The organism is Pseudomonas sp. B21128 (assembly GCF_044218865.1).
In the GTDB taxonomy this organism is placed as follows: Bacteria; Pseudomonadota; Gammaproteobacteria; order Pseudomonadales; family Pseudomonadaceae; genus Aquipseudomonas; species Aquipseudomonas iridis.
The window spans coordinates 4,773,178-4,790,472 of record NZ_CP162590.1 but is presented as its reverse complement, the minus strand read 5'-3'; the positions used below and the strand labels follow the sequence as shown (position 1 = coordinate 4,790,472).

The 17,295-nt window shown below is 59.9% G+C and carries 16 protein-coding genes; 7 read left to right on the top strand and 9 right to left on the bottom strand.

Annotated elements, in window-relative coordinates:
• Positions 1 to 46: 46 nt before the first annotated feature.
• Complete coding sequence (gene bkdR, locus AB4P91_RS21465) at positions 47 to 535, top strand: Bkd operon transcriptional regulator BkdR (protein WP_042559682.1); 489 nt, start codon at positions 47 to 49, stop codon at positions 533 to 535.
• 27 nt (positions 536 to 562) lie between these two features.
• Here bkdR and AB4P91_RS21460 read toward each other — a convergent pair whose 3' ends face one another.
• Entirely contained in the window at positions 563 to 1,426 is an 864-nt protein-coding gene (locus AB4P91_RS21460; RefSeq protein WP_150596671.1) for an MBL fold metallo-hydrolase, read from the bottom strand.
• Positions 1,427 to 1,521: 95 nt separating this feature from the next.
• Between AB4P91_RS21460 and AB4P91_RS21455 the strand changes: the two genes are divergently transcribed.
• From AB4P91_RS21455 to AB4P91_RS21445, 3 genes are all read left to right on the top strand, one after another.
• Complete coding sequence (locus tag AB4P91_RS21455; RefSeq protein WP_150595589.1) at positions 1,522 to 1,863, top strand: helix-turn-helix transcriptional regulator; 342 nt, start codon at positions 1,522 to 1,524, stop codon at positions 1,861 to 1,863.
• Between the two features lie 165 nt (positions 1,864 to 2,028).
• Positions 2,029 to 3,273 (top strand): FAD-dependent oxidoreductase, encoded by a 1,245-nt coding sequence (locus AB4P91_RS21450; RefSeq protein WP_395603626.1) that lies wholly within the window; start codon positions 2,029 to 2,031, stop codon positions 3,271 to 3,273.
• A gap of 9 nt (positions 3,274 to 3,282) precedes the next feature.
• Complete coding sequence (locus tag AB4P91_RS21445; protein WP_150688666.1) at positions 3,283 to 4,083, top strand: sulfite exporter TauE/SafE family protein; 801 nt, start codon at positions 3,283 to 3,285, stop codon at positions 4,081 to 4,083.
• A 46-nt stretch (positions 4,084 to 4,129) separates the two neighbouring features.
• Here the strand turns inward: AB4P91_RS21445 and AB4P91_RS21440 are convergent, their stop codons facing one another.
• From AB4P91_RS21440 to AB4P91_RS21415, 6 genes are all read right to left on the bottom strand, one after another.
• The gene (locus AB4P91_RS21440; protein WP_150604594.1) at positions 4,130 to 5,410 is read right to left on the bottom strand and encodes a TRAP transporter large permease; all 1,281 of its coding nucleotides are present in this window, start codon (positions 5,408 to 5,410) and stop codon (positions 4,130 to 4,132) included.
• Positions 5,410 to 5,937, bottom strand: coding sequence for a TRAP transporter small permease (locus AB4P91_RS21435; RefSeq protein WP_042559676.1), 528 nt, complete (start codon positions 5,935 to 5,937; stop codon positions 5,410 to 5,412). The genes AB4P91_RS21440 and AB4P91_RS21435 overlap by 1 nt, the downstream gene beginning before the upstream one ends.
• A 77-nt stretch (positions 5,938 to 6,014) precedes the next feature.
• The gene (locus tag AB4P91_RS21430) at positions 6,015 to 6,986 is read right to left on the bottom strand and encodes a TRAP transporter substrate-binding protein (protein ID WP_150595501.1); all 972 of its coding nucleotides are present in this window, start codon (positions 6,984 to 6,986) and stop codon (positions 6,015 to 6,017) included.
• Positions 6,987 to 7,046: 60 nt separating this feature from the next.
• Positions 7,047 to 7,940: an SMP-30/gluconolactonase/LRE family protein gene (locus tag AB4P91_RS21425; RefSeq protein WP_395604990.1), complete on the bottom strand. Its 894-nt coding sequence runs from the start codon at positions 7,938 to 7,940 to the stop codon at positions 7,047 to 7,049.
• Positions 7,941 to 7,984: 44 nt separating this feature from the next.
• Positions 7,985 to 8,809, bottom strand: a complete 825-nt coding sequence (locus tag AB4P91_RS21420; RefSeq protein ID WP_395603625.1) for an NAD-dependent epimerase/dehydratase family protein — start codon at positions 8,807 to 8,809, stop codon at positions 7,985 to 7,987.
• Between the two features lie 392 nt (positions 8,810 to 9,201).
• Positions 9,202 to 10,497 carry an OprD family porin gene (locus AB4P91_RS21415; RefSeq protein ID WP_395603624.1) on the bottom strand — a complete coding sequence of 432 codons (1,296 nt, stop codon included), beginning with the start codon at positions 10,495 to 10,497 and terminating at the stop codon, positions 9,202 to 9,204.
• Between the two features lie 321 nt (positions 10,498 to 10,818).
• Here AB4P91_RS21415 and AB4P91_RS21410 point away from each other — a divergent pair, with 321 nt between their 5' ends.
• The 3 genes from AB4P91_RS21410 to AB4P91_RS21400 are packed head-to-tail and all read left to right on the top strand — an operon-like array spanning position 10,819 to position 14,281.
• Complete coding sequence (locus AB4P91_RS21410; protein ID WP_210701918.1) at positions 10,819 to 12,483, top strand: MFS transporter; 1,665 nt, start codon at positions 10,819 to 10,821, stop codon at positions 12,481 to 12,483.
• A complete protein-coding gene (locus AB4P91_RS21405; RefSeq protein ID WP_150688663.1) occupies positions 12,480 to 13,622 on the top strand; it encodes an HlyD family secretion protein in 1,143 nt (380 codons plus the stop codon). Before AB4P91_RS21410 ends, AB4P91_RS21405 begins: the two co-directional genes overlap by 4 nt.
• Before the next feature lie 38 nt (positions 13,623 to 13,660).
• Positions 13,661 to 14,281, top strand: a complete 621-nt coding sequence (locus tag AB4P91_RS21400; RefSeq protein ID WP_042559668.1) for a TetR/AcrR family transcriptional regulator — start codon at positions 13,661 to 13,663, stop codon at positions 14,279 to 14,281.
• A gap of 210 nt (positions 14,282 to 14,491) precedes the next feature.
• On the opposite strand, the gene preA is transcribed toward AB4P91_RS21400, so the two are convergent.
• Positions 14,492 to 15,766, bottom strand: a complete 1,275-nt coding sequence (preA, locus tag AB4P91_RS21395) for an NAD-dependent dihydropyrimidine dehydrogenase subunit PreA (RefSeq protein ID WP_395603623.1) — start codon at positions 15,764 to 15,766, stop codon at positions 14,492 to 14,494.
• Positions 15,767 to 17,134 carry an NAD(P)-dependent oxidoreductase gene (locus AB4P91_RS21390; RefSeq protein ID WP_395603622.1) on the bottom strand — a complete coding sequence of 456 codons (1,368 nt, stop codon included), beginning with the start codon at positions 17,132 to 17,134 and terminating at the stop codon, positions 15,767 to 15,769. It lies immediately after the preceding gene.
• Positions 17,135 to 17,295 lie beyond the last annotated feature (161 nt).

Below are 17,295 nucleotides of genomic sequence, written 5' to 3'. Positions count from 1 at the left end.
CAGATAAAAAATCTGCATAAACATAAAAAACAGGTGGTTTTGTCTCATGCGCAAACTGGACCGTACCGATATCGGCATTCTCAACAGCCTTCAGGAGAATGCGCGCATCACCAACGCCGACCTCGCACGCTCGGTGAATCTGTCGCCGACACCGTGCTTTAACCGGGTCAAGGCCATGGAAGAATTGGGCCTGATTCGCGAGCAAGTCACGCTGCTCGACGCCGATCTGCTGGGCCTGCATGTCAACGTGTTCATTCACGTCAGCCTGGAGAAGCAGGTGGAGGAGGCATTGCAGCATTTCGAGGAGGCGATTTCCGATCGTCCCGAGGTGATGGAGTGCTACCTGATGGCCGGCGACCCGGACTATCTGATCCGGGTTTTAGTGCCGTCCATCCAATCGCTGGAGCGGTTCATGATGGACTTTCTGACCAAAGTGCCGGGGGTGGCGAATATCCGGTCGAGCTTTGCGCTCAAGCAGGTGCGCTATAAAACGGCGTTGCCGTTGCCGGCGAATGGATTGACGCTGGGTGTCTGAAGGGCAAGATCGGACGACCTTTTGACGTTAAAGCTTGTTGATCGGAATCTTCAGATAAACCACGCCATTGTCTTCCGCCGCCGGAAAATTCCCCGCCCGCACATTCACCTGAATCGCCGGCAGCAACAGCGTCGGCATGCCCAGCCCGGCATCACGCTGGGTACGCATCTCGACGAATGCCGCTTCATCAATGCCGTCATGCACATGAATGTTGCTTTTACGCTGCTCGCCGACGGTGGTCTGGCAGTGGGCCTCGCGGCCCTCTGGCGGGTAGTCGTGGCACACGTAGAGTTTCACGCTGGCAGGGAAGGCCAGCAGTTTGTGAATCGAGTTGAACAGTTGATGGGCATTGCCGCCGGGGAAGTCACAGCGCGCAGTGCCCACATCCGGCATGAACAGCGTGTCACCGACCAGAATCTGCTCGCCGTCGATCAGGTAAGCCATGTCCGCCGGTGTATGCCCCGGCACATGCAGCGCCGTGGCTTTGAGGTTGCCGATGGTGAATGATTCGTTCGGCGCGAACAGGTGATCGAACTGCGAGCCATCGACACAGAATTCTGGCTCGAGATTGAACAACGCCTTGAACACGTTCTGCACTTTGCTGATCGACTCGCCAATCGCGATCTTGCCCCCCAGTTCCCGGCGCAGATAGGGCGCGGCGGACAGGTGATCGGCGTGGGCGTGGGTTTCCAGTAGCCATTGCACTTGCAGGCTGTGCGCCCGCACGAAAGCGATGATCTTGTCGGCTTGAGCGGTGCAGGTGCGGCCGGCGGCGCCATCGTAGTCGAGCACCGGGTCGACGATTGCGCATTGTCCGCCGTCGGCCTCGTAGACCACGTAGCTGTAGGTCGAGGAGGCGGGGTCAAGAAAGGCTTCAATCAACGCGGGCATGGACATGAACCTGTGCAGGAGGGAAAAGTCAGTTGCAACACTTTATGTAAAAACATAATGTTCGCAGCTTAAGTGACGTTGAAGGCATCATGCAAATGCAATCCAGTCTGACCGAATGTGAAGTCGCCCAATTGCGCGCCTCGGCCTCCAAGGCTTGTTCGCTGCTCAAGGCCATGGCCAATGAAGATCGCCTGTTGATCCTCTGTCAACTGACCCAGGGCGAACGCAATGTCGGCGAACTGGAAAAGATGACCGGCGTGCGTCAACCGACACTGTCCCAGCAACTGGGCATTCTGCGCGATGAGGGATTGGTCGGCACCCGTCGTGAGGGCAAATACATCTTCTACGGGCTGGCCAGTCCTGAAGTGATTCAGGTGATGAAAACATTGTCCGGCCTCTACTGTGGCGCTGTGCTCAAGAGCCTGGGTCATCAATAAATAGCCGCCCACACACCAAATCCCCTGTGGGAGCTGGCTTGCCAGCGATGGCGGAGTGTCAGTCGCCATCAATAGCGGCTGACCAGTCCCCATCGCTGGCAAGCCAGCTCCCACAGGTTTTGTGTATGACGGGTAACCCTTGCGTGCAGCGATAAGGAACAAGCAATGAACGTTCAACACTGTGGCCCATCCATCAGTGCAGACATCGTGGTCATCGGCGGCGGCACTGCCGGTGTCGCCTTCGTCGCCAGCCTGCTCAAGCGCGATCCGCACTTGAACATCACCGTCATCGAACCGAGCTCCCAGCATTACTACCAACCGGCGTGGACGCTGGTCGGTGGCGGCGCTTATGACGTGAAAGACACCGTTCGACCGATGAGCAAAGTCATCCCGCGCCAGGCCACCTGGATTCAAGCGGCGGTCACCCAGATCGACGCGGACAATCGCCAACTCACCCTCAGCGATCAACGCAGTGTCGGCTATCAAAACCTGATCGTCTGCCCCGGCCTGCGTCTGGCCTGGGAGAAAATCGAAGGCTTGCAAGACAGCCTCGGCCAGCACGGTGTCACCTCCAATTACAGTTATCAGCACGCGCAGTACACCTGGGATCAGGTGCAGAAACTGCGCGGCGGCAAGGCGCTGTTCACTCAGCCGGCAATGCCGATCAAATGCGCTGGTGCGCCGCAAAAAGCCTTGTACCTGTCCTGTGATCACTGGCGCAGGAACGGCGTGCTGAACAACATCAATGTCGAATTCAATCTGGCGGGCGCTGCGTTGTTCGGCGTGGCCACGTTCGTGCCGCCGCTGATGAAATACATCGAGAAGTACAACGCGCAACTGGCGTTCAACGCGAATCTGGTCAAGGTCGACGGCCCGGCGAAAACCGCGTGGTTCGAGATCAAGGACGCCAACGGCAACGTCACCCGCGAAGCAAAAACCTTCGATCTGTTGCACGTCGTGCCGCCGCAGGTTTCGCCGGAGTTCATTGCGCAAAGCACATTGGCCGACGCCGCTGGCTGGTGCGAAGTCAATCCGCACAGCCTGCAGCATCCGCGTTATCCCGAGGTGTTTGCACTGGGTGATATCTGTGGCACCAGCAACGCGAAAACCGCCGCGGCGGTGCGCAAGCAAGTTGTGGTGGTCGCACAAAACCTGCTGGCCCTGCGCAAGCAACAACCGCTGCCGTTGAAATACGACGGCTACGGTTCCTGCCCGCTGACGGTGGAGAAGGGCAAGGTGATCCTCGCCGAGTTCGGTTATGCCGGTAAATTGCTGCCGACCTTTGCCCTGGACCCGACCGTACCACGTCGGTCGGCATGGTGGTTGAAGGCAACGCTGCTGCCGTGGTTCTACTGGAACGGCATGCTCAAAGGTCGCGAATGGCTGACCAGCCTGTCCAAGGTCGATTGAGAAAACCCTATGTTGCTGGCAAGTCTGTTTGGCGTGGTGATGGGGTTGGTCCTCGGGTTGACCGGGGCCGGCGGCGGAATTCTAGCGGTACCGGCGCTGGTGCTCGGGCTCGGCTGGACGATGACGCAAGCGGCGCCGGTGGCGTTGTTTGCCGTCGGCAGTGCGGCGGCGGTCGGCGCTATCGATGGCTTGCGTCATGGTCTGGTGCGTTACCGCGCGGCGCTATTGATTGCCGCACTCGGCGCGGTGTTTTCGCCGCTGGGGATCTACTTCGCGCATCAGTTGCCGGAGAAGATCCTGATGGTTCTGTTCAGCCTGCTGATGGTCATGGTGGCCTGGCGCATGCTGCGGCGCGAGCGTCAGCAGGCGGGGCCGAGTGATCATGGCCACGCCAGTTGGGGCCAGAAGAATTGCATGCTCGATGAAGAGACCGGACGCTTCGACTGGACGGCCAAATGCACTGCAACCCTGGCGGCATTGGGCGCGGTGACGGGCGTGGTGTCAGGATTGTTGGGTGTGGGTGGGGGCTTCTTGATCGTGCCGGCGTTCAAGCAGCTGACCGACGTGCAGATGCGCGGCATCGTTGCCACGTCATTGATGGTGATCAGCCTTATTTCGGTGATAGGCGTGATCGGCGCGCTTCATGCCGGCGTGCGGATCGACAGCCTGGGTGCGGCGTTCATTGTCGCCAGCGTGGTCGGCATGATCATCGGGCGCAAGCTCTGCGCTAAGGTGCCGGCACGTGCGTTGCAGGTGGGGTTTGCGAGTGTGTGTCTGGTGGTGGCGGGGTATATGTTGTTGCGGGCTTGAGCAAACCCTGTGGCGAGGGCGCAAATCCCTCGCCACAAGTACTGCGTTACAACACCAGATGCGGCAGCCACAGCGAAATAGCCGGTACGTACGTCACCAGCATCAACACCATGAACAGCACGGCATAGAACGGCAGCAGCGCTTTCACGGTGCTCTCGATGCTGACCTTGCCCACCGCCGAGCCGACAAACAGCACGGCGCCCACCGGCGGTGTTATCAATCCGATCCCCAGGTTGACCAGCATGATCATGCCGAACTGCACCGGGTCGACGCCAATGCCGAGAATCACCGGCATCAGGATGGGCGTGAGGATCAGGATCAGCGGCGCCATGTCCATCACCGTGCCGAGCAACAGCAGCATGACGTTGATGCACATCAGGATCACGTAGCGGTTGTCCGACAGGGTCAGGAACAGCGTGGTGATCTTCGCCGGAATCTGCATCAGGGTCATGATGTAGCCGAAGCTCGCGGCGAAACCGATCAGGATCATCACGATCGAAATCGTCCGCACGGTGCGATGCATCAGCTTGGGCAGTTCACTCCACTTGTAGTCGCGGTAGATGAACATGGTCACGAAGAACGACCACAACACTGCGATGGCAGCCGATTCGGTGGCAGTGAAAATTCCTGACAGGATGCCGCCGAGGATGATCACCATCGCCATCAGGCCCCACAGCGCTTCGCCGCAGATTTTCAGGGCCTGGCGCATCGGGATGACTTCGCCTTTGGGATAGTCGCGTTTACGCGCGAAAATCAGGCAGAGCACCATCAGGCACGCGCTCATCAACAGCCCGGGAACCACGCCGGCCATGAACAGCGATGCGATGGACACGGTACCGCCGGCGGCCAGCGAGTAGAGCACCGAGTTGTGGCTCGGCGGGGTCAACAGCGCTTGCACGGAACCGCTGACGGTCACCGCCGTGGAGAAATCACGCGGGTAACCTTTGCGCTCCATTTCCGGGATCAGCACCGAGCCCACGGAAGCGGTGTCGGCTACCGACGAACCGGAAATGGCGCCGAAAAACGTCGACGCCACGATGTTGACCAGCGACAGGCCACCACGCACGAACCCGACGAGTACACCGGCAAACGCCACCAAGCGCCGGGACATGCCGCCCTCGGCCATGATCGCCCCGGCCAGCACAAAGAACGGAATCGCCAGCAGCGAGAATTTGTTCACCCCGCCCGCGACCTGAATCATCAGGGCCTGAAACGGAATGTCGATCCACCACGCGCCGATCAGCGCCGACAACCCGAGGGCATAGGCGACCGGCATGCCGATCAGGATCAGTGCGATAAAACTGCCCAGCAGAATCAATGCGTCCATCAGGCAGCCCCTTCGTTTTCTTCAACCAGATCGAACCGCACCACGCGGCGATTGCTCTGGTCACCCAGCAACAGTTTTTCCACGACGAAAATCAATGTCAGCGCGCCGCCAACCGGGATCGGCATGTAAGTGATGCCCACGCGCAGGGTAGGCATGGCGCTCATGAACTGGTTCCAGGTCGACAGGCACAGCTTGGTGCCCCAGATGGTCATGAACAGGCAGATGATGCCCATCAACACCTGGGAAACGATGCTCATGGTTCTGCGCATGTTCGGGTTCAGGCGATCGGTGACCATGGCCACCGCCATGTGTGCACCGGCGCGATAACTGGCAGCGGCACCAATGAAGGTGAAGACCATCATCAGCAGGATCGCGGTGGGCTCCGGCCAGCTCGAGCCGGTGCCAAGGATGTAACGGGCGAACACGCCCCAGGGGATGATCAGGGAAATGGTCAGCACCGACAGACCGGCGACCCAGATGCAGGCCATGTAGATCCGGTCGTTGATGCTCAGCAGCAGATTCTTCATCGGGTTCCACCGTAACCGGGCAGGCGCTGACACCAAACGAGGTCAGCGCTGCCGGGCCTTTCATTGAGGACAGAGAGTTACTGAACGGCTTCGATGCGCTTGATCAGGTCGGCGTAAGGCGCGCCGTACTTCTCGCGAACCGAGGCGGTGGCCTCGTAGAAGGGTTTTTTGTCGACGGTGATGAACTCCACGCCGGCAGCCTTGAGTTTCTCTTCACTGCTGGTGGACTTGGCGTCCCACAACGTGCGTTCCTCGGCCTGCGCGGCTTTGGCTGCTTTTTTGACCAGGACTTGTTGATCGGGAGTCAGTTTTTCCCAGGTGATTTTCGACATCACGATGGGCTCAGGCAGAATCAGGTGACCGGTCAGGCTGTAGTACTTGGCGTTCTGGAAATGGTTGTGTTCGAGCAGGGTCGGCGGGTTGTTTTCCGCGCCGTCGATCACGCCGGTTTGCAGGGCACTGAAAATCTCGCCAGTGTCCATCGCGATGCCGTTGCCGCCCATCGCGTTGATGGTGTCGATGAACATCGGATTGCCTTGCACGCGAATCTTCATGCCCTTGAGGTCTTCGAGTTTGCGCACCGGTTTTTTGGTGTAGATGTTGCGCGTGCCACCGTCCATCCAGGCCAGGGCGACCAGACCGAATTCGGAGTTGGTGATCTTGTCGAGAATCGCATCGCCGACTTCGCCGTCAATGACGGCGCGCATATGCGCCTGATCGCGGAAGATGAACGGCATGTTGAACACGTTCACATCCGGTACCACCGGACCGACGATGCCGAGACTGACACGGGTCATCTGGATCGCGCCGACCTGCGCCTGTTCGATGACCTCTTTCTCCGAGCCGAGCACACCGCCCGGGAAATACTTGAAGGTCAGGTCGCCATTGGTTTCCTTGGTCAGGGCTTCGCCCATGCTTTTTTCAGCGACTACCGTTGGATAACCGGCGGGGTGGATGTCGGCGATTTTGATCTCCAGCGCGTGAGCGGCGCTGCTGAGGGTGAAGGCCAGCGGGAGTGCAACGGCGAGCAAGGTGCGTTTGAAGTCCATGGGGGTGTCTCCAGTCTTGTTATTTTTGTGTTCAAGGCACAGCGGTGCAGCAGAGGCGGGTTAAAGCAAATCGTTGAAAAGCGGCTCCGGCAGGCCTTTGACGCCGGGGTTGAGGGCGAACACGCCGCCGGCCAGAGACTGCGGGTCTTGGTCATCGCCGGGGCGAATCGAGGCAACAAACAGGGTGTCCATTCGGGCGCCACCAAAGGCACACATGGTCGGTTTTTTCACCGGCACCGGCAGCGAGTAATCAAGGCGTCCATCGGGGGTGAAGCGGTGGATGAGGCCTGCGTCGTTGGCGCAGATCCAGTAGCAACCGTCGGCATCGACCGCCGCGCCATCGGGGCGGCCGCAGTGTTGATTCATGTCGACGAAGACGCGCCGATTCGACGGTGTGCCGCTGGCAGTGTCGTAATCGAACGCCCAGATCAGTTGTACGTTGGGATGCGAGTCGGACAAGTACATGGTTTTGCCATCGGGGCTGAAGCCTAGCCCGTTGGGCACGATGAAACCGTCGAGTTGCGCGTCGATCACACCAGACTCGGCGGCGCCGTAGCGATAGAGCCGGCCTCCGGGCGCGTTCAGGCCCATGTTCAGCACCATGCTGCCCGCCCAGAAACGGCCCTGGCGGTCGCAACGACCATCGTTGAGGCGCATGTCTTCGCGGCTGTGTTCGACCGTGGCGAGCAATTCGCTGTCGAGGCTGCCGTCCGCGTTCGGGTACAGCCGGAAGAAACCGGTTTCCATGCCCGCGATCCAGCCACCACGGCTGTGAGGGGCGATGCAGGCGAGCATTTGCGGGGCTTTCCAGGCGTGAACATGCCCGGTGTCGGCGCTCCAGCGTTGCAGGCCGCCGTTGGGAATATCCACCCAATAGAGGGCGTTTTCCTGCGGCACCCAGACCGGGCTTTCACCGACCGCATTGCGGGCGTCGACGATCAATTCGGCTTGCATACTCATTCCCTTGGTTCTTATTGGAGGGGGATCAAGTGGACAGGTCAGTCACCAAACGGGCCGGCCGCAACGAAGGCGCCGCCCTGATAAATGCGCGCCGGGTCATCGGCGGCCGGCATCGGTTGGGCCTCGACTTTTTCGCGGAATACTTCAGAGCTGTCCTTGGCTTCGAAGCCGAGGTGGCTGGCCAGGCGGTTGTCCCACCAGACGTCCTTGTTGTCGGACATGCCATACACCACGGTGTGGCCAACATTCGATGTGTACAGCGCGCGTTCGAGCAATTGGGTGAGGTCGTCGAAGCTCAACCAGGTGTGCATCATTCGGCGATTCTGTGGTTCCGGGAAAGAAGAGCCGATGCGAATGCTCACGGTCTCGATGCCGTAGCGATCGAAGTAGAAACTGGCCATGTCTTCGCCATAGGACTTGGACAAGCCGTAGTAACCATCGGGGCGGCGGGCGGAGCTGGCGTCGAGCGGTTCGTCCTGTTTGTAGAAGCCGATGACGTGGTTGGAACTGGCGAAGATCACCCGTTTTACGCCATGCCGGCGCGCGGCTTCATAGATGTGGAAGACGCCGCAGATGTTGGCACCGAGAATCTCTTCGAACGGTCGTTCAACGGACACACCGCCGAAATGCAGGATCGCGTCGACGCCTTCGACCAGTTGGTGCACAGCGTTTTTGTCGGCAAGATCACACAGCACGACTTCTTCGCGGTCATCCACAGCCGGGGCGAGCGCAGCGATGTCAGACAAACGCAGTACATTGGCGTAAGGCCGCAGACGTTCGCGCAATACTTTGCCCAGGCCGCCAGCGGCACCGGTCAGCAGCAGGCGATTGAATGGGGCGCATGGGGTAGAAGTGGACGTCATGGCAATCCCTGAACTCGTTGTTATTAGGTTTGTTGTAGGTTGTCGTATGACTGCGCTGAAGTATCGGTAGGGTTTCCGGATCTTGTCAACGCGACTTTTGTTGTAAATGACGGAAGGGCTGATTACCCGGTTGTTGCCTGACAATGCGATCTCTATAGGAGTGAGCCTGCTCGCGATGGCGCAGTGTCTATCCACATCAATGTTGAATCTGCTGCCCTCATCGCTGGCAAGCCAGCTCCCACAGGTATCAAACGCAAATATGATTCCTGTATTCACCACCAACACTGTGGAAGCTGGCTTGCCAGCGATGGGGGCGGCTTAGGCAATATTTGCAGTGACTGACATGACGCCATCGCGACCAGGCTTGCTCCCACAGAGGAAGGGCGGATGCCTTACAACAACGATATCGGATAGCTGATAAAGAGCCGGTTCTCATCAAACTCGTTGGTGCTGAAGTCTCGGCGAATTGTCGCGTTGCGCCATTTCACATTGAGGTTTTTCAGCGGCCCGCTCTGTACGGTGTAGGCCAGTTCCGACTCGCGGCCCCATTCCTTGCCATCGCTGGAGGTGGCGGTGTGGACGTTATCGCCGCTGATGTAGCGGTTCATCATGGTCAGACCGGGAACGCCGAGGGCGACGAAATTGTAGTCATGGCGAACCTGCCAGGAGCGCTCCTTGGCGTTGTCATAACTGGCGTTGTAACTGTCGTTGGCCAGGGTGCCGCCGCTGGTGCCGTTGACGCGCATCCACGCATCGTCGCCGCCGAGTTTCTGCAGGCCGACGTAGAAGGTGTTGCCGCCGTATTTGGCCGAAAGCAGGGCGAATGCGGTTTTGTTGTCGAGATCGCCGGCCTGCGCGCTGCCGTCCTCTTTGCCGGTGAAGAAACCGAGGTTGGCGCCCAGCGTCCAGTCGCCGATGGGCTGGCTGTGGCTGAGGTTGAAGTATTGCTGTTGGTAGATGTCGGTGAGTTCGGCGTACCAGACGCCGACCTGGGTGCGCTTGTCGTTGAAGGCGTATTCACCCCCGCCGAAGTTGAAGCGGTCGGACGTGAACGCGCCTCGGCCGTTCATCGACATGTCTTCCATGCTCGCGTCGTTGCGCGGGCTGTTGCCGCGGAACTGGCCGCCGTACAGGCTCAAGCCGTTGATCTCGGTGGACGTGATCTGGCCACCGCGAAAGGTCTGCGGCAGGGAGCGGCCATCGTCGGAACGCAGGATCGGCAGTACCGGCATCCATTCGCCGACCTTCAATTCGGTCTTCGACACCTTGGCTTTCAACGCCACACCGAGGCGACCGAAATTGTCCGCCGGGCGCCCGTCATCGTGGATCGGCAGCAGCTGTGTGCCGCCAGTACCTTTGCCACCGTCGAGCTTTTGCGAGTACAGCCCGAGCATGTCTATGCCGAAACCCACGGTGCCTTGGGTGAAGCCGGACCTGGCATCGAGGATGAAACTCTGCGTCCACTCTTCAGCCTTGCCCTGCGCATTGTTCGGGTTGGTGAAGTTGCGGTTGAAGTAGGCGTTGCGCAGGTTCAGCGTGGCTTTGCTGTCTTCGAGAAAGCCTTCGGCGCAGGCGCTCATGGGCAAGGCGAGGGCGAGGCTGCTGCAGCCGATCAGGCTAAGGGTGGCACGAGGACAAGTGACGCTAAAGCGGGAAGGGCGGACGGAATTGCGGGCGATTGTGCTCACTGTGACGCTCCCTGGATCATTGTTGTTTTTATTATTGTTATACGTCGTCGTACAACATGAGGGCGGATATTTCCTAGGTTTCACTGGAAAGTCAACAGGAAGTTATACGATGACTCGTTCCAGGTAAAAATCGCCCATTCAACATAGAACTCTGTGGGAGCTGGCTTGCCAGCGATAGCGGTGTGTCAGTACACAAAGATGCTGGATCTGCCGGCCTCATCGCTGGCAAGCCAGCTCCCACAGGGTTTTTTTGTTGTCCATGGAATGTGCTGTCTGCGGTTTTGCGGCAAACTTCGTTCATCTCCCGCACAAGGCTTTTCAATGGATCAATACGCCCCGCGCAACTGGCAGCCTCACGAGAAGCCCAGTCTGCCCGGTTCCCCCTCGACGCCACTGCACTCCAATCCCAAGCGACTGGCCTATGCGTTGGTGGGTTTGCTGGTGGCGTTGACCGGCGGTTTGGGCAATTCACTGGTGGTCGCCAATCTGATTTACCTGCAGGGCGCGCTCGGTGCGACCACGGCGGAGATGGCGTGGCTGCCGGCGGCGTATGTGATGACCAACGTGTCGATGAACCTGCTGCTGGTGAAGTTTCGTCAGCAGTTCGGTTTGCGTGCGTTCACCGAGGTGTTTTTGGTGCTGTATGCGCTGGTGACCTTCGGCCATTTATTCGTCAACGATTTGAACTCGGCAGTGGCGGTGCGTGCGGCGCACGGTATGGTCGGCGCCGCGTTGAGCTCCCTGGGTCTGTATTACATGGTTCAGGCATTTCCGGCGAAATGGCGGATGAAAGCGCTGGTGCTCGGCCTCGGCAGCTCGCAGTTGGCTTTGCCGCTGGCGCGATTGTTTTCCGAGGATTTGTTGCAGATTGCCGAATGGCGCGGGCTGTACCTGTTCGAATTGGGCATGGCCCTGCTGTCGCTGGGTTGTGTCTTGCTGCTCAAGCTGCCGCCCGGAGACCGTTTCAAGACCTTCGAAAAACTCGACTTTCTCACCTTCGCGATTCTGGCCAGCGGTGTGGCGTTGCTCTGCGCGGTGCTGTCGCTGGGGCGCATCGACTGGTGGCTGGAAGCCGACTGGCTCGGCGTCGCCCTGGCCGGTTCTATCGCGTTGATACTCACGGGCCTGGCCATCGAACACAACCGCAGCAACCCGATGTTGATGACGCGTTGGCTCGGCAGCGGGGTGATGATTCGTCTGGCGCTGGCGGTGATCCTGATTCGCATGGTCACCTCCGAGCAATCCACCGGTGCCGTCGGCTTCATGCAATACCTCAACATGAGCAGCCAGCAGTTGTACAGCCTGTACGTGGTGATGATGATCGGCAGCGTCGCCGGCCTGCTGACCAGTGCGCTGACCATCGACCCGAAGCATCTGTTGATGCCGTTGATCATCTCGCTCGCATTGATGGCGACGGGCTCCGTGATGGACAGTTTTTCCAACAATCTGACCCGCCCGGAAAACTTGTATTTCAGCCAGTTTTTGCTGGCGTTCGGCAGTACGTTTTTCCTCGGCCCGACCATGGTTCTAGGCACGCGCAACGTGCTGACCAATCCGCGCAATCTGGTGAGCTTTTCCGTGTTGTTCGGGATCTGCAATAACCTCGGCGGCTTGATTGGTGCGGCGTTGCTCGGGACGTTTCAGATCGTTCGCGAGAAATTTCATTCCAGCCAGATCGTCGAGCACCTGACGCTGTCTGATCCGTTAGTGGCCGCGCGGGTGCAGAGTGGCGGTTCAGCCTACGGCTCGTTGCTGGCCGACCCGAACTTGCGCAATCTGGCCGGGATTCGCAGCTTGGCCAATGCCGCGACGAGGGAAGCCAATGTGCTGGCCTATAACGACGTGTTCATGCTTATCGCGGTGATCGCGGTGCTGACCATGATCTGGTTAACCATTCGTGCGCTGTGGCTGATGAGCACTACCAAAGCCGTCGCCGCTCCTCCCGATAAGCCTTCCGTACCTGACAGCGGTGCCATTTCTTCATGACCGAACCGACCACTACCACCACCAATGCCATTGCTGCCACGCCCGAGGGTGTGGCGCCGCCGTCATCGCCGAACACCGAACCGCGTTCGCTGCGGGTGCGGATTATCTCGTCGTTAGGCTTTGCCGCGATTGCCGTCGTCGGCGTATTGATCGTGCTGTATGCCTGGCAGTTGCCGCCGTTCAGCAGTGCCGTCGAAACCACCGAAAACGCCCTGGTGCGTGGGCAGGTGACGATCATCGGCCCACAGCTCGCCGGCTACGTTTATGAAGTGCCGGTGCAGGATTTCCAGTATGTGAAAGCCGGCGATTTGCTCGTGCGTCTGGATGACCGCATCTATCAGCAACGCCTCGATCAATCGCTGGCGCAACTGGCCGTGCAGAAAGCCGCCCTGGCCAACGTGGTGCAACAACGCAACAGCGCCGAAGCGACGATCAAGTTGCGTCAAGCAGTGGTCGCCGACAGCGAAGCGCAGTTACGCAAAAGTGCCGCCGATCTGCGCCGTAACAAGGAACTGGTGAGAGACGGCTCGGTGTCCAAACGTGAAATGGACGTGGCACTGGCGGCCGACGCGCAAAGTATCGCCGCCGTCGCCCAGGCCAAGGCCAATCTGGAAATCGCCCGTCAGGACCTGCAAACGGTGATCGTCAATCGCGGCTCACTCGAGGCCGCTGTCGCCAGTGCCGACGCCGCCGTGCAACTGGCGCGGATCGACCTGTCGAACACGCGCATCGTCGCCCCGCGCGACGGCCAGCTCGGGCAGATCGGCGTGCGTCTCGGCGCTTACGTCAACTCCGGGGCGCAATTGATGGCGTTGGTGCCGAACCAGAAATGGGTGATCGCCAACATGAAGGAAACCCAGATGAACAACGTGCGGGTCGGGCAACCGGTGCACTTCACCGTCGACGGGTTGAACCACCGCAAATTCACCGGGCATGTGCAGCATATTTCCCCGGGTACCGGTTCTGAATTTGCCTTGTTGCAGGCGGATAATGCGACAGGCAACTTCGTCAAAATCGCCCAGCGAGTGCCGGTGCGCATCACCATTGATCCCGATCAGCAGGAAGAAGAACGATTGCGACCGGGGATGTCGGTGGTGGTCAGTATTGATACGGCGGCGGGGGATACCCAGCCGCATTGACCAACAGTCTTCGAAAACGTTGTTGTCAGGGAGCCCACATGGGCAATCACAAGATCGAGATTCGCCGCAGTAACGTCGAAAAAATCCTCCTCGGCGCGGAAAAGGTCTTCGCCGAAAAAGGCTTCGGCAGCACCGCCATGGCCGACATCGCCGCGGAGGTGCAACTGCCGCGTTCCAATCTGCATTACTACTTCAGCACCAAGAGTGAGTTGTACAGCGCGGTGCTGTTCGACCTGCTGGAAGTGTGGAAGCAGGACGCGTTGTGCTTTGAAATGTTCGATGACCCGCGGGTGGTGCTCAGCAGCTATATCCGCGCCAAGATGAACCACTCGCGCAGCCGGCCGTATGGCTCGAAAGTCTGGGCCAATGAGATTATTCATGGCGCGCCGACGCTGGGTGAGGCGCTGGATGTCAGCCTGTATGACTGGGCGAAGATGAAAGAAGCGAAGATCCGCCAGTGGGTCGAGGACAAACGCATCCTGCCGGTGGAGCCGTCGAGCCTGCTGTACATGATCTGGGCGTCGACCCAGCATTACGCCGACTTTGATCATCAGGTGAATATCCTGAACGATCACCAGCCACTGTCGGACATGCAGTTCGAGCGGGCGGTGCAGACGGTGACGAGTGTGATTTTGCGCGGGATCGGGTTGGAGCCCTGAATCAAAAGCTGACCCTCACCCCAGCCCTCTCCCGGAGGGAGAGGGGGCCGACCGCGGTGTCTGGCGAGCTTCGTCGACCTGAAAGACCGAGGCGTTTATGGATTCGCTACGGCACTTTCAGGCCGGCGGAGCTTTGAAGCATCCCCCAATCAGTCCCCTCTCCCTCGGGGAGAGGGTTAGGGTGAGGGGACCGTTTGATCAGCACGCAACCTAAACCGCGACGTGATACGGGTTCCTCGGGTCATGATTCCAGTCCAGAAACGGCTTGCCCGTCTCCATCGGCACCATCTCGATGCAGTCCGCTACCGGGCAGGTGATCTGGCACAGATTGCAGCCCACGCACTCATCATCGATCACTTCATATTTATGCGTGCCATCGGCCTCGCGGACACTGCTGATCGCCTGATGTGAAGTGTCCTCGCAAGCAATGTGGCAACGCCCGCAACCAATGCACGCCTCCTGATCGATCTTCGCAATCACCTGATAGTTGATGTCCAGGTACTTCCAGTCCGTGGTGTTGCCCACCGCACGCCCGGAAAACTCGGCGATGCTGGCGTAGCCCTGACTGTCCATCCATCGCGACAGCCCATCCTTCATCTCCTCGACAATCCGAAAACCATGCAGCATCGCCGCCGTGCACACCTGCACCGCACCGCTGCCCAGCGCCATGAATTCCGCCGCATCACGCCAACTGCCGATGCCGCCGATGCCGCAGATCGGCAGGCCCTCGGTCAGTGGATCGCGGGCAATTTCCGCCACCATGTTCAGCGCAATCGGTTTCACCGCCGAGCCGCAGTAACCGCCGTGGGTGCTTTTGCTGCCGACGGTGGGCAGGGCGACCATGTGTTCCAGATCGACGCTGGTGATCGAGTTGATGGTGTTGATCAGTGACACCGCGTCCGCACCACCGCGATGCGCTGCGCGGGCGGCGACGCGGATGTCGGTGATATTTGGCGTCAGCTTCACGATCACCGGCAGCGAGCAGTAAGTCTTGCACCAGCGCGTCACTTGTTCGACGTACTCGGGCACCTGACCGACCGCCGCACCCATGCCGCGCTCCGGCATGCCGTGGGGGCAGCCGAAGTTGAGCTCGATACCATCGGCCCCGGTGGCTTCCACCAGCGGCAGAATGTATTTCCACGATTCCTCAACGCACGGCACCATCAGCGACACAATCAGCGCGCGGTCCGGCCAATCCTTTTTCACCTGAGTGATTTCACGCAGGTTGATCTCCAGCGAACGGTCGGTGATCAATTCAATGTTGTTGATGCCCAGCACTTCGCGGTTGTTGCCGTAGTGCGCCGAGTAACGCGACGACACGTTGACCGCCGCCGGGTCCTCACCGAGGGTTTTCCAGACCACGCCGCCCCAGCCCGCCTCGAAGGCGCGGACCACGTTGTAGGCTTTGTCGGTCGGCGGCGCGGAGGCCAGCCAGAATGGGTTAGGGGCTTTGATGCCGGCGAAGACTATCGAGAGATTGGCCATTTACGCAGCCTCCACGTTAAGCATCAGTTGAGCATTGATCGCCTCGGCGGCGAGCTTGCCGTGCTGCACCGCTTGCACCGTCAGGTCCTGATCGAGGCTGGTGCAGTCGCCACCGGCATACACGCCGGGAATGCTGGTGCGCAGGTTTTCATCGACCTGAATCCGTTCGCCCTGACGCTTGAGTTCACGGGCCATCGGGTCGGCAAGGGCGCTGCCGTCGAAGGATTGACCGATGGCTTTGAAGATCGCATCGGCCGCCAGGTCGAAGGTTTCCCCGGTGGTTTGCAGACGCCCGTCGACCAGATCCGTGCGGGCGAAACGCATGCCGCGCACGCGGCCCTGATCATCGAGCAACACCTCTTCCGGTTGTGCCCAGGTCAGCAGGCGCACCTGATTGGCTTTGGCGATGTCTTGTTCATGACCGGTGGCGCCCATGTCCGCCGCGCCACGGCGATACACCAGATTCACATCGCGGGCACCGAGGCGAGCCATTTGCACCGCCATGTCGATCGCGGTATTGCCGGCGCCAAGGACGATGCAGCGCTCGGCCAGCGGCAGTTGCGTCAGGTCGTCGGCCTGACGCAGTTCGCGGATGTAGTCGGTGGCGGCGAGCAGGCCGGGGGCGTCCTCGTGGGCCAGGCCAAGTTGTTTGCTGGCGTTGAGGCCGAGGCCGAGGAACACCGCGTCGAACTGTTGATGCAATTCGCTGAGGGTCAGGTTTTCGCCGAGTTTTTGCCCATGGCGGATTTCAATGCCGCCGATTTGCAGGAGGAAATCCAGTTCCTTCTGCGCGTAATCGTCGACCAGTTTGTACTTGGCGATACCGTATTCATTCAGCCCGCCAGCCTTTTCCCGCGCCTCGAAAATCACCACATCGTGACCGTGCATGGCGCTGCGATGGGCGCAGGACAAACCCGCAGGTCCGGCGCCCACCACCGCGATGCGCTTGCCGGTCGCAGCGGCGCGCTGGAACGGGTGTTCAGTGAAGTGCGCGTTGTCCACGGCGTAACGTTGCAACAGGCCGATCAGCACCGGTGCGCATTCCTGGGCGTTGTTGCGCACGCAGGCTTGCTGGCAGAGGATTTCGGTCGGACAGACCCGCGCGCAACTGCCGCCGAGGATGTTCGCCGAAAGGATTTTCTGCGCGGCACCGGGCACGTTGTCCTGATGAATGTTGCGGATGAACGAGGGAATATCGATCTCGCTCGGGCACGCATTGACGCACGGCGCGTCGTAGCAATACAGACAACGCGACGCTTCCAGATGGGCTTGCCGAGCATTGAGCGGCGGCGCCAGATCAGTGAAGTGACCGGCGAGGGCGGCCGCGCTTTCGTGCGGGTGGGGGAGATGGTTCAGGGTCTCGATCACGGTTTTTTGCCTCACGGTTATTGAGGTGCTCTGCCTCTGATGGGCAGTGGTTTTTGTGGCGTTCGGGATGGCTTCATCGCTGGCGAGCCAGCTCCCACACGGTTATGTGAGCACCCTGGATCCCTGTGGGAGCTGGCTTGCCAGCGATAGGCCGAAGGCCG

Bases quoted from the DNA above. Each gene is read 5' to 3' on its own strand.
- bkdR (WP_042559682.1), top strand. From the start codon at position 47: ATGCGCAAACTGGACCGTACCGATATCGGCATTCTCAACAGCCTTCAG.
- AB4P91_RS21460 (WP_150596671.1), bottom strand. From the start codon at position 1,426: ATGCCCGCGTTGATTGAAGCCTTTCTTGACCCCGCCTCCTCGACCTAC.
- AB4P91_RS21455 (WP_150595589.1), top strand. From the start codon at position 1,522: ATGCAATCCAGTCTGACCGAATGTGAAGTCGCCCAATTGCGCGCCTCG.
- AB4P91_RS21450 (WP_395603626.1), top strand. From the start codon at position 2,029: ATGAACGTTCAACACTGTGGCCCATCCATCAGTGCAGACATCGTGGTC.
- AB4P91_RS21445 (WP_150688666.1), top strand. From the start codon at position 3,283: ATGTTGCTGGCAAGTCTGTTTGGCGTGGTGATGGGGTTGGTCCTCGGG.
- AB4P91_RS21440 (WP_150604594.1), bottom strand. From the start codon at position 5,410: ATGGACGCATTGATTCTGCTGGGCAGTTTTATCGCACTGATCCTGATC.
- AB4P91_RS21435 (WP_042559676.1), bottom strand. From the start codon at position 5,937: ATGAAGAATCTGCTGCTGAGCATCAACGACCGGATCTACATGGCCTGC.
- AB4P91_RS21430 (WP_150595501.1), bottom strand. From the start codon at position 6,986: ATGGACTTCAAACGCACCTTGCTCGCCGTTGCACTCCCGCTGGCCTTC.
- AB4P91_RS21425 (WP_395604990.1), bottom strand. From the start codon at position 7,940: ATGCAAGCCGAATTGATCGTCGACGCCCGCAATGCGGTCGGTGAAAGC.
- AB4P91_RS21420 (WP_395603625.1), bottom strand. From the start codon at position 8,809: ATGACGTCCACTTCTACCCCATGCGCCCCATTCAATCGCCTGCTGCTG.
- AB4P91_RS21410 (WP_210701918.1), top strand. From the start codon at position 10,819: ATGGATCAATACGCCCCGCGCAACTGGCAGCCTCACGAGAAGCCCAGT.
- AB4P91_RS21405 (WP_150688663.1), top strand. From the start codon at position 12,480: ATGACCGAACCGACCACTACCACCACCAATGCCATTGCTGCCACGCCC.
- AB4P91_RS21400 (WP_042559668.1), top strand. From the start codon at position 13,661: ATGGGCAATCACAAGATCGAGATTCGCCGCAGTAACGTCGAAAAAATC.
- preA (WP_395603623.1), bottom strand. From the start codon at position 15,766: ATGGCCAATCTCTCGATAGTCTTCGCCGGCATCAAAGCCCCTAACCCA.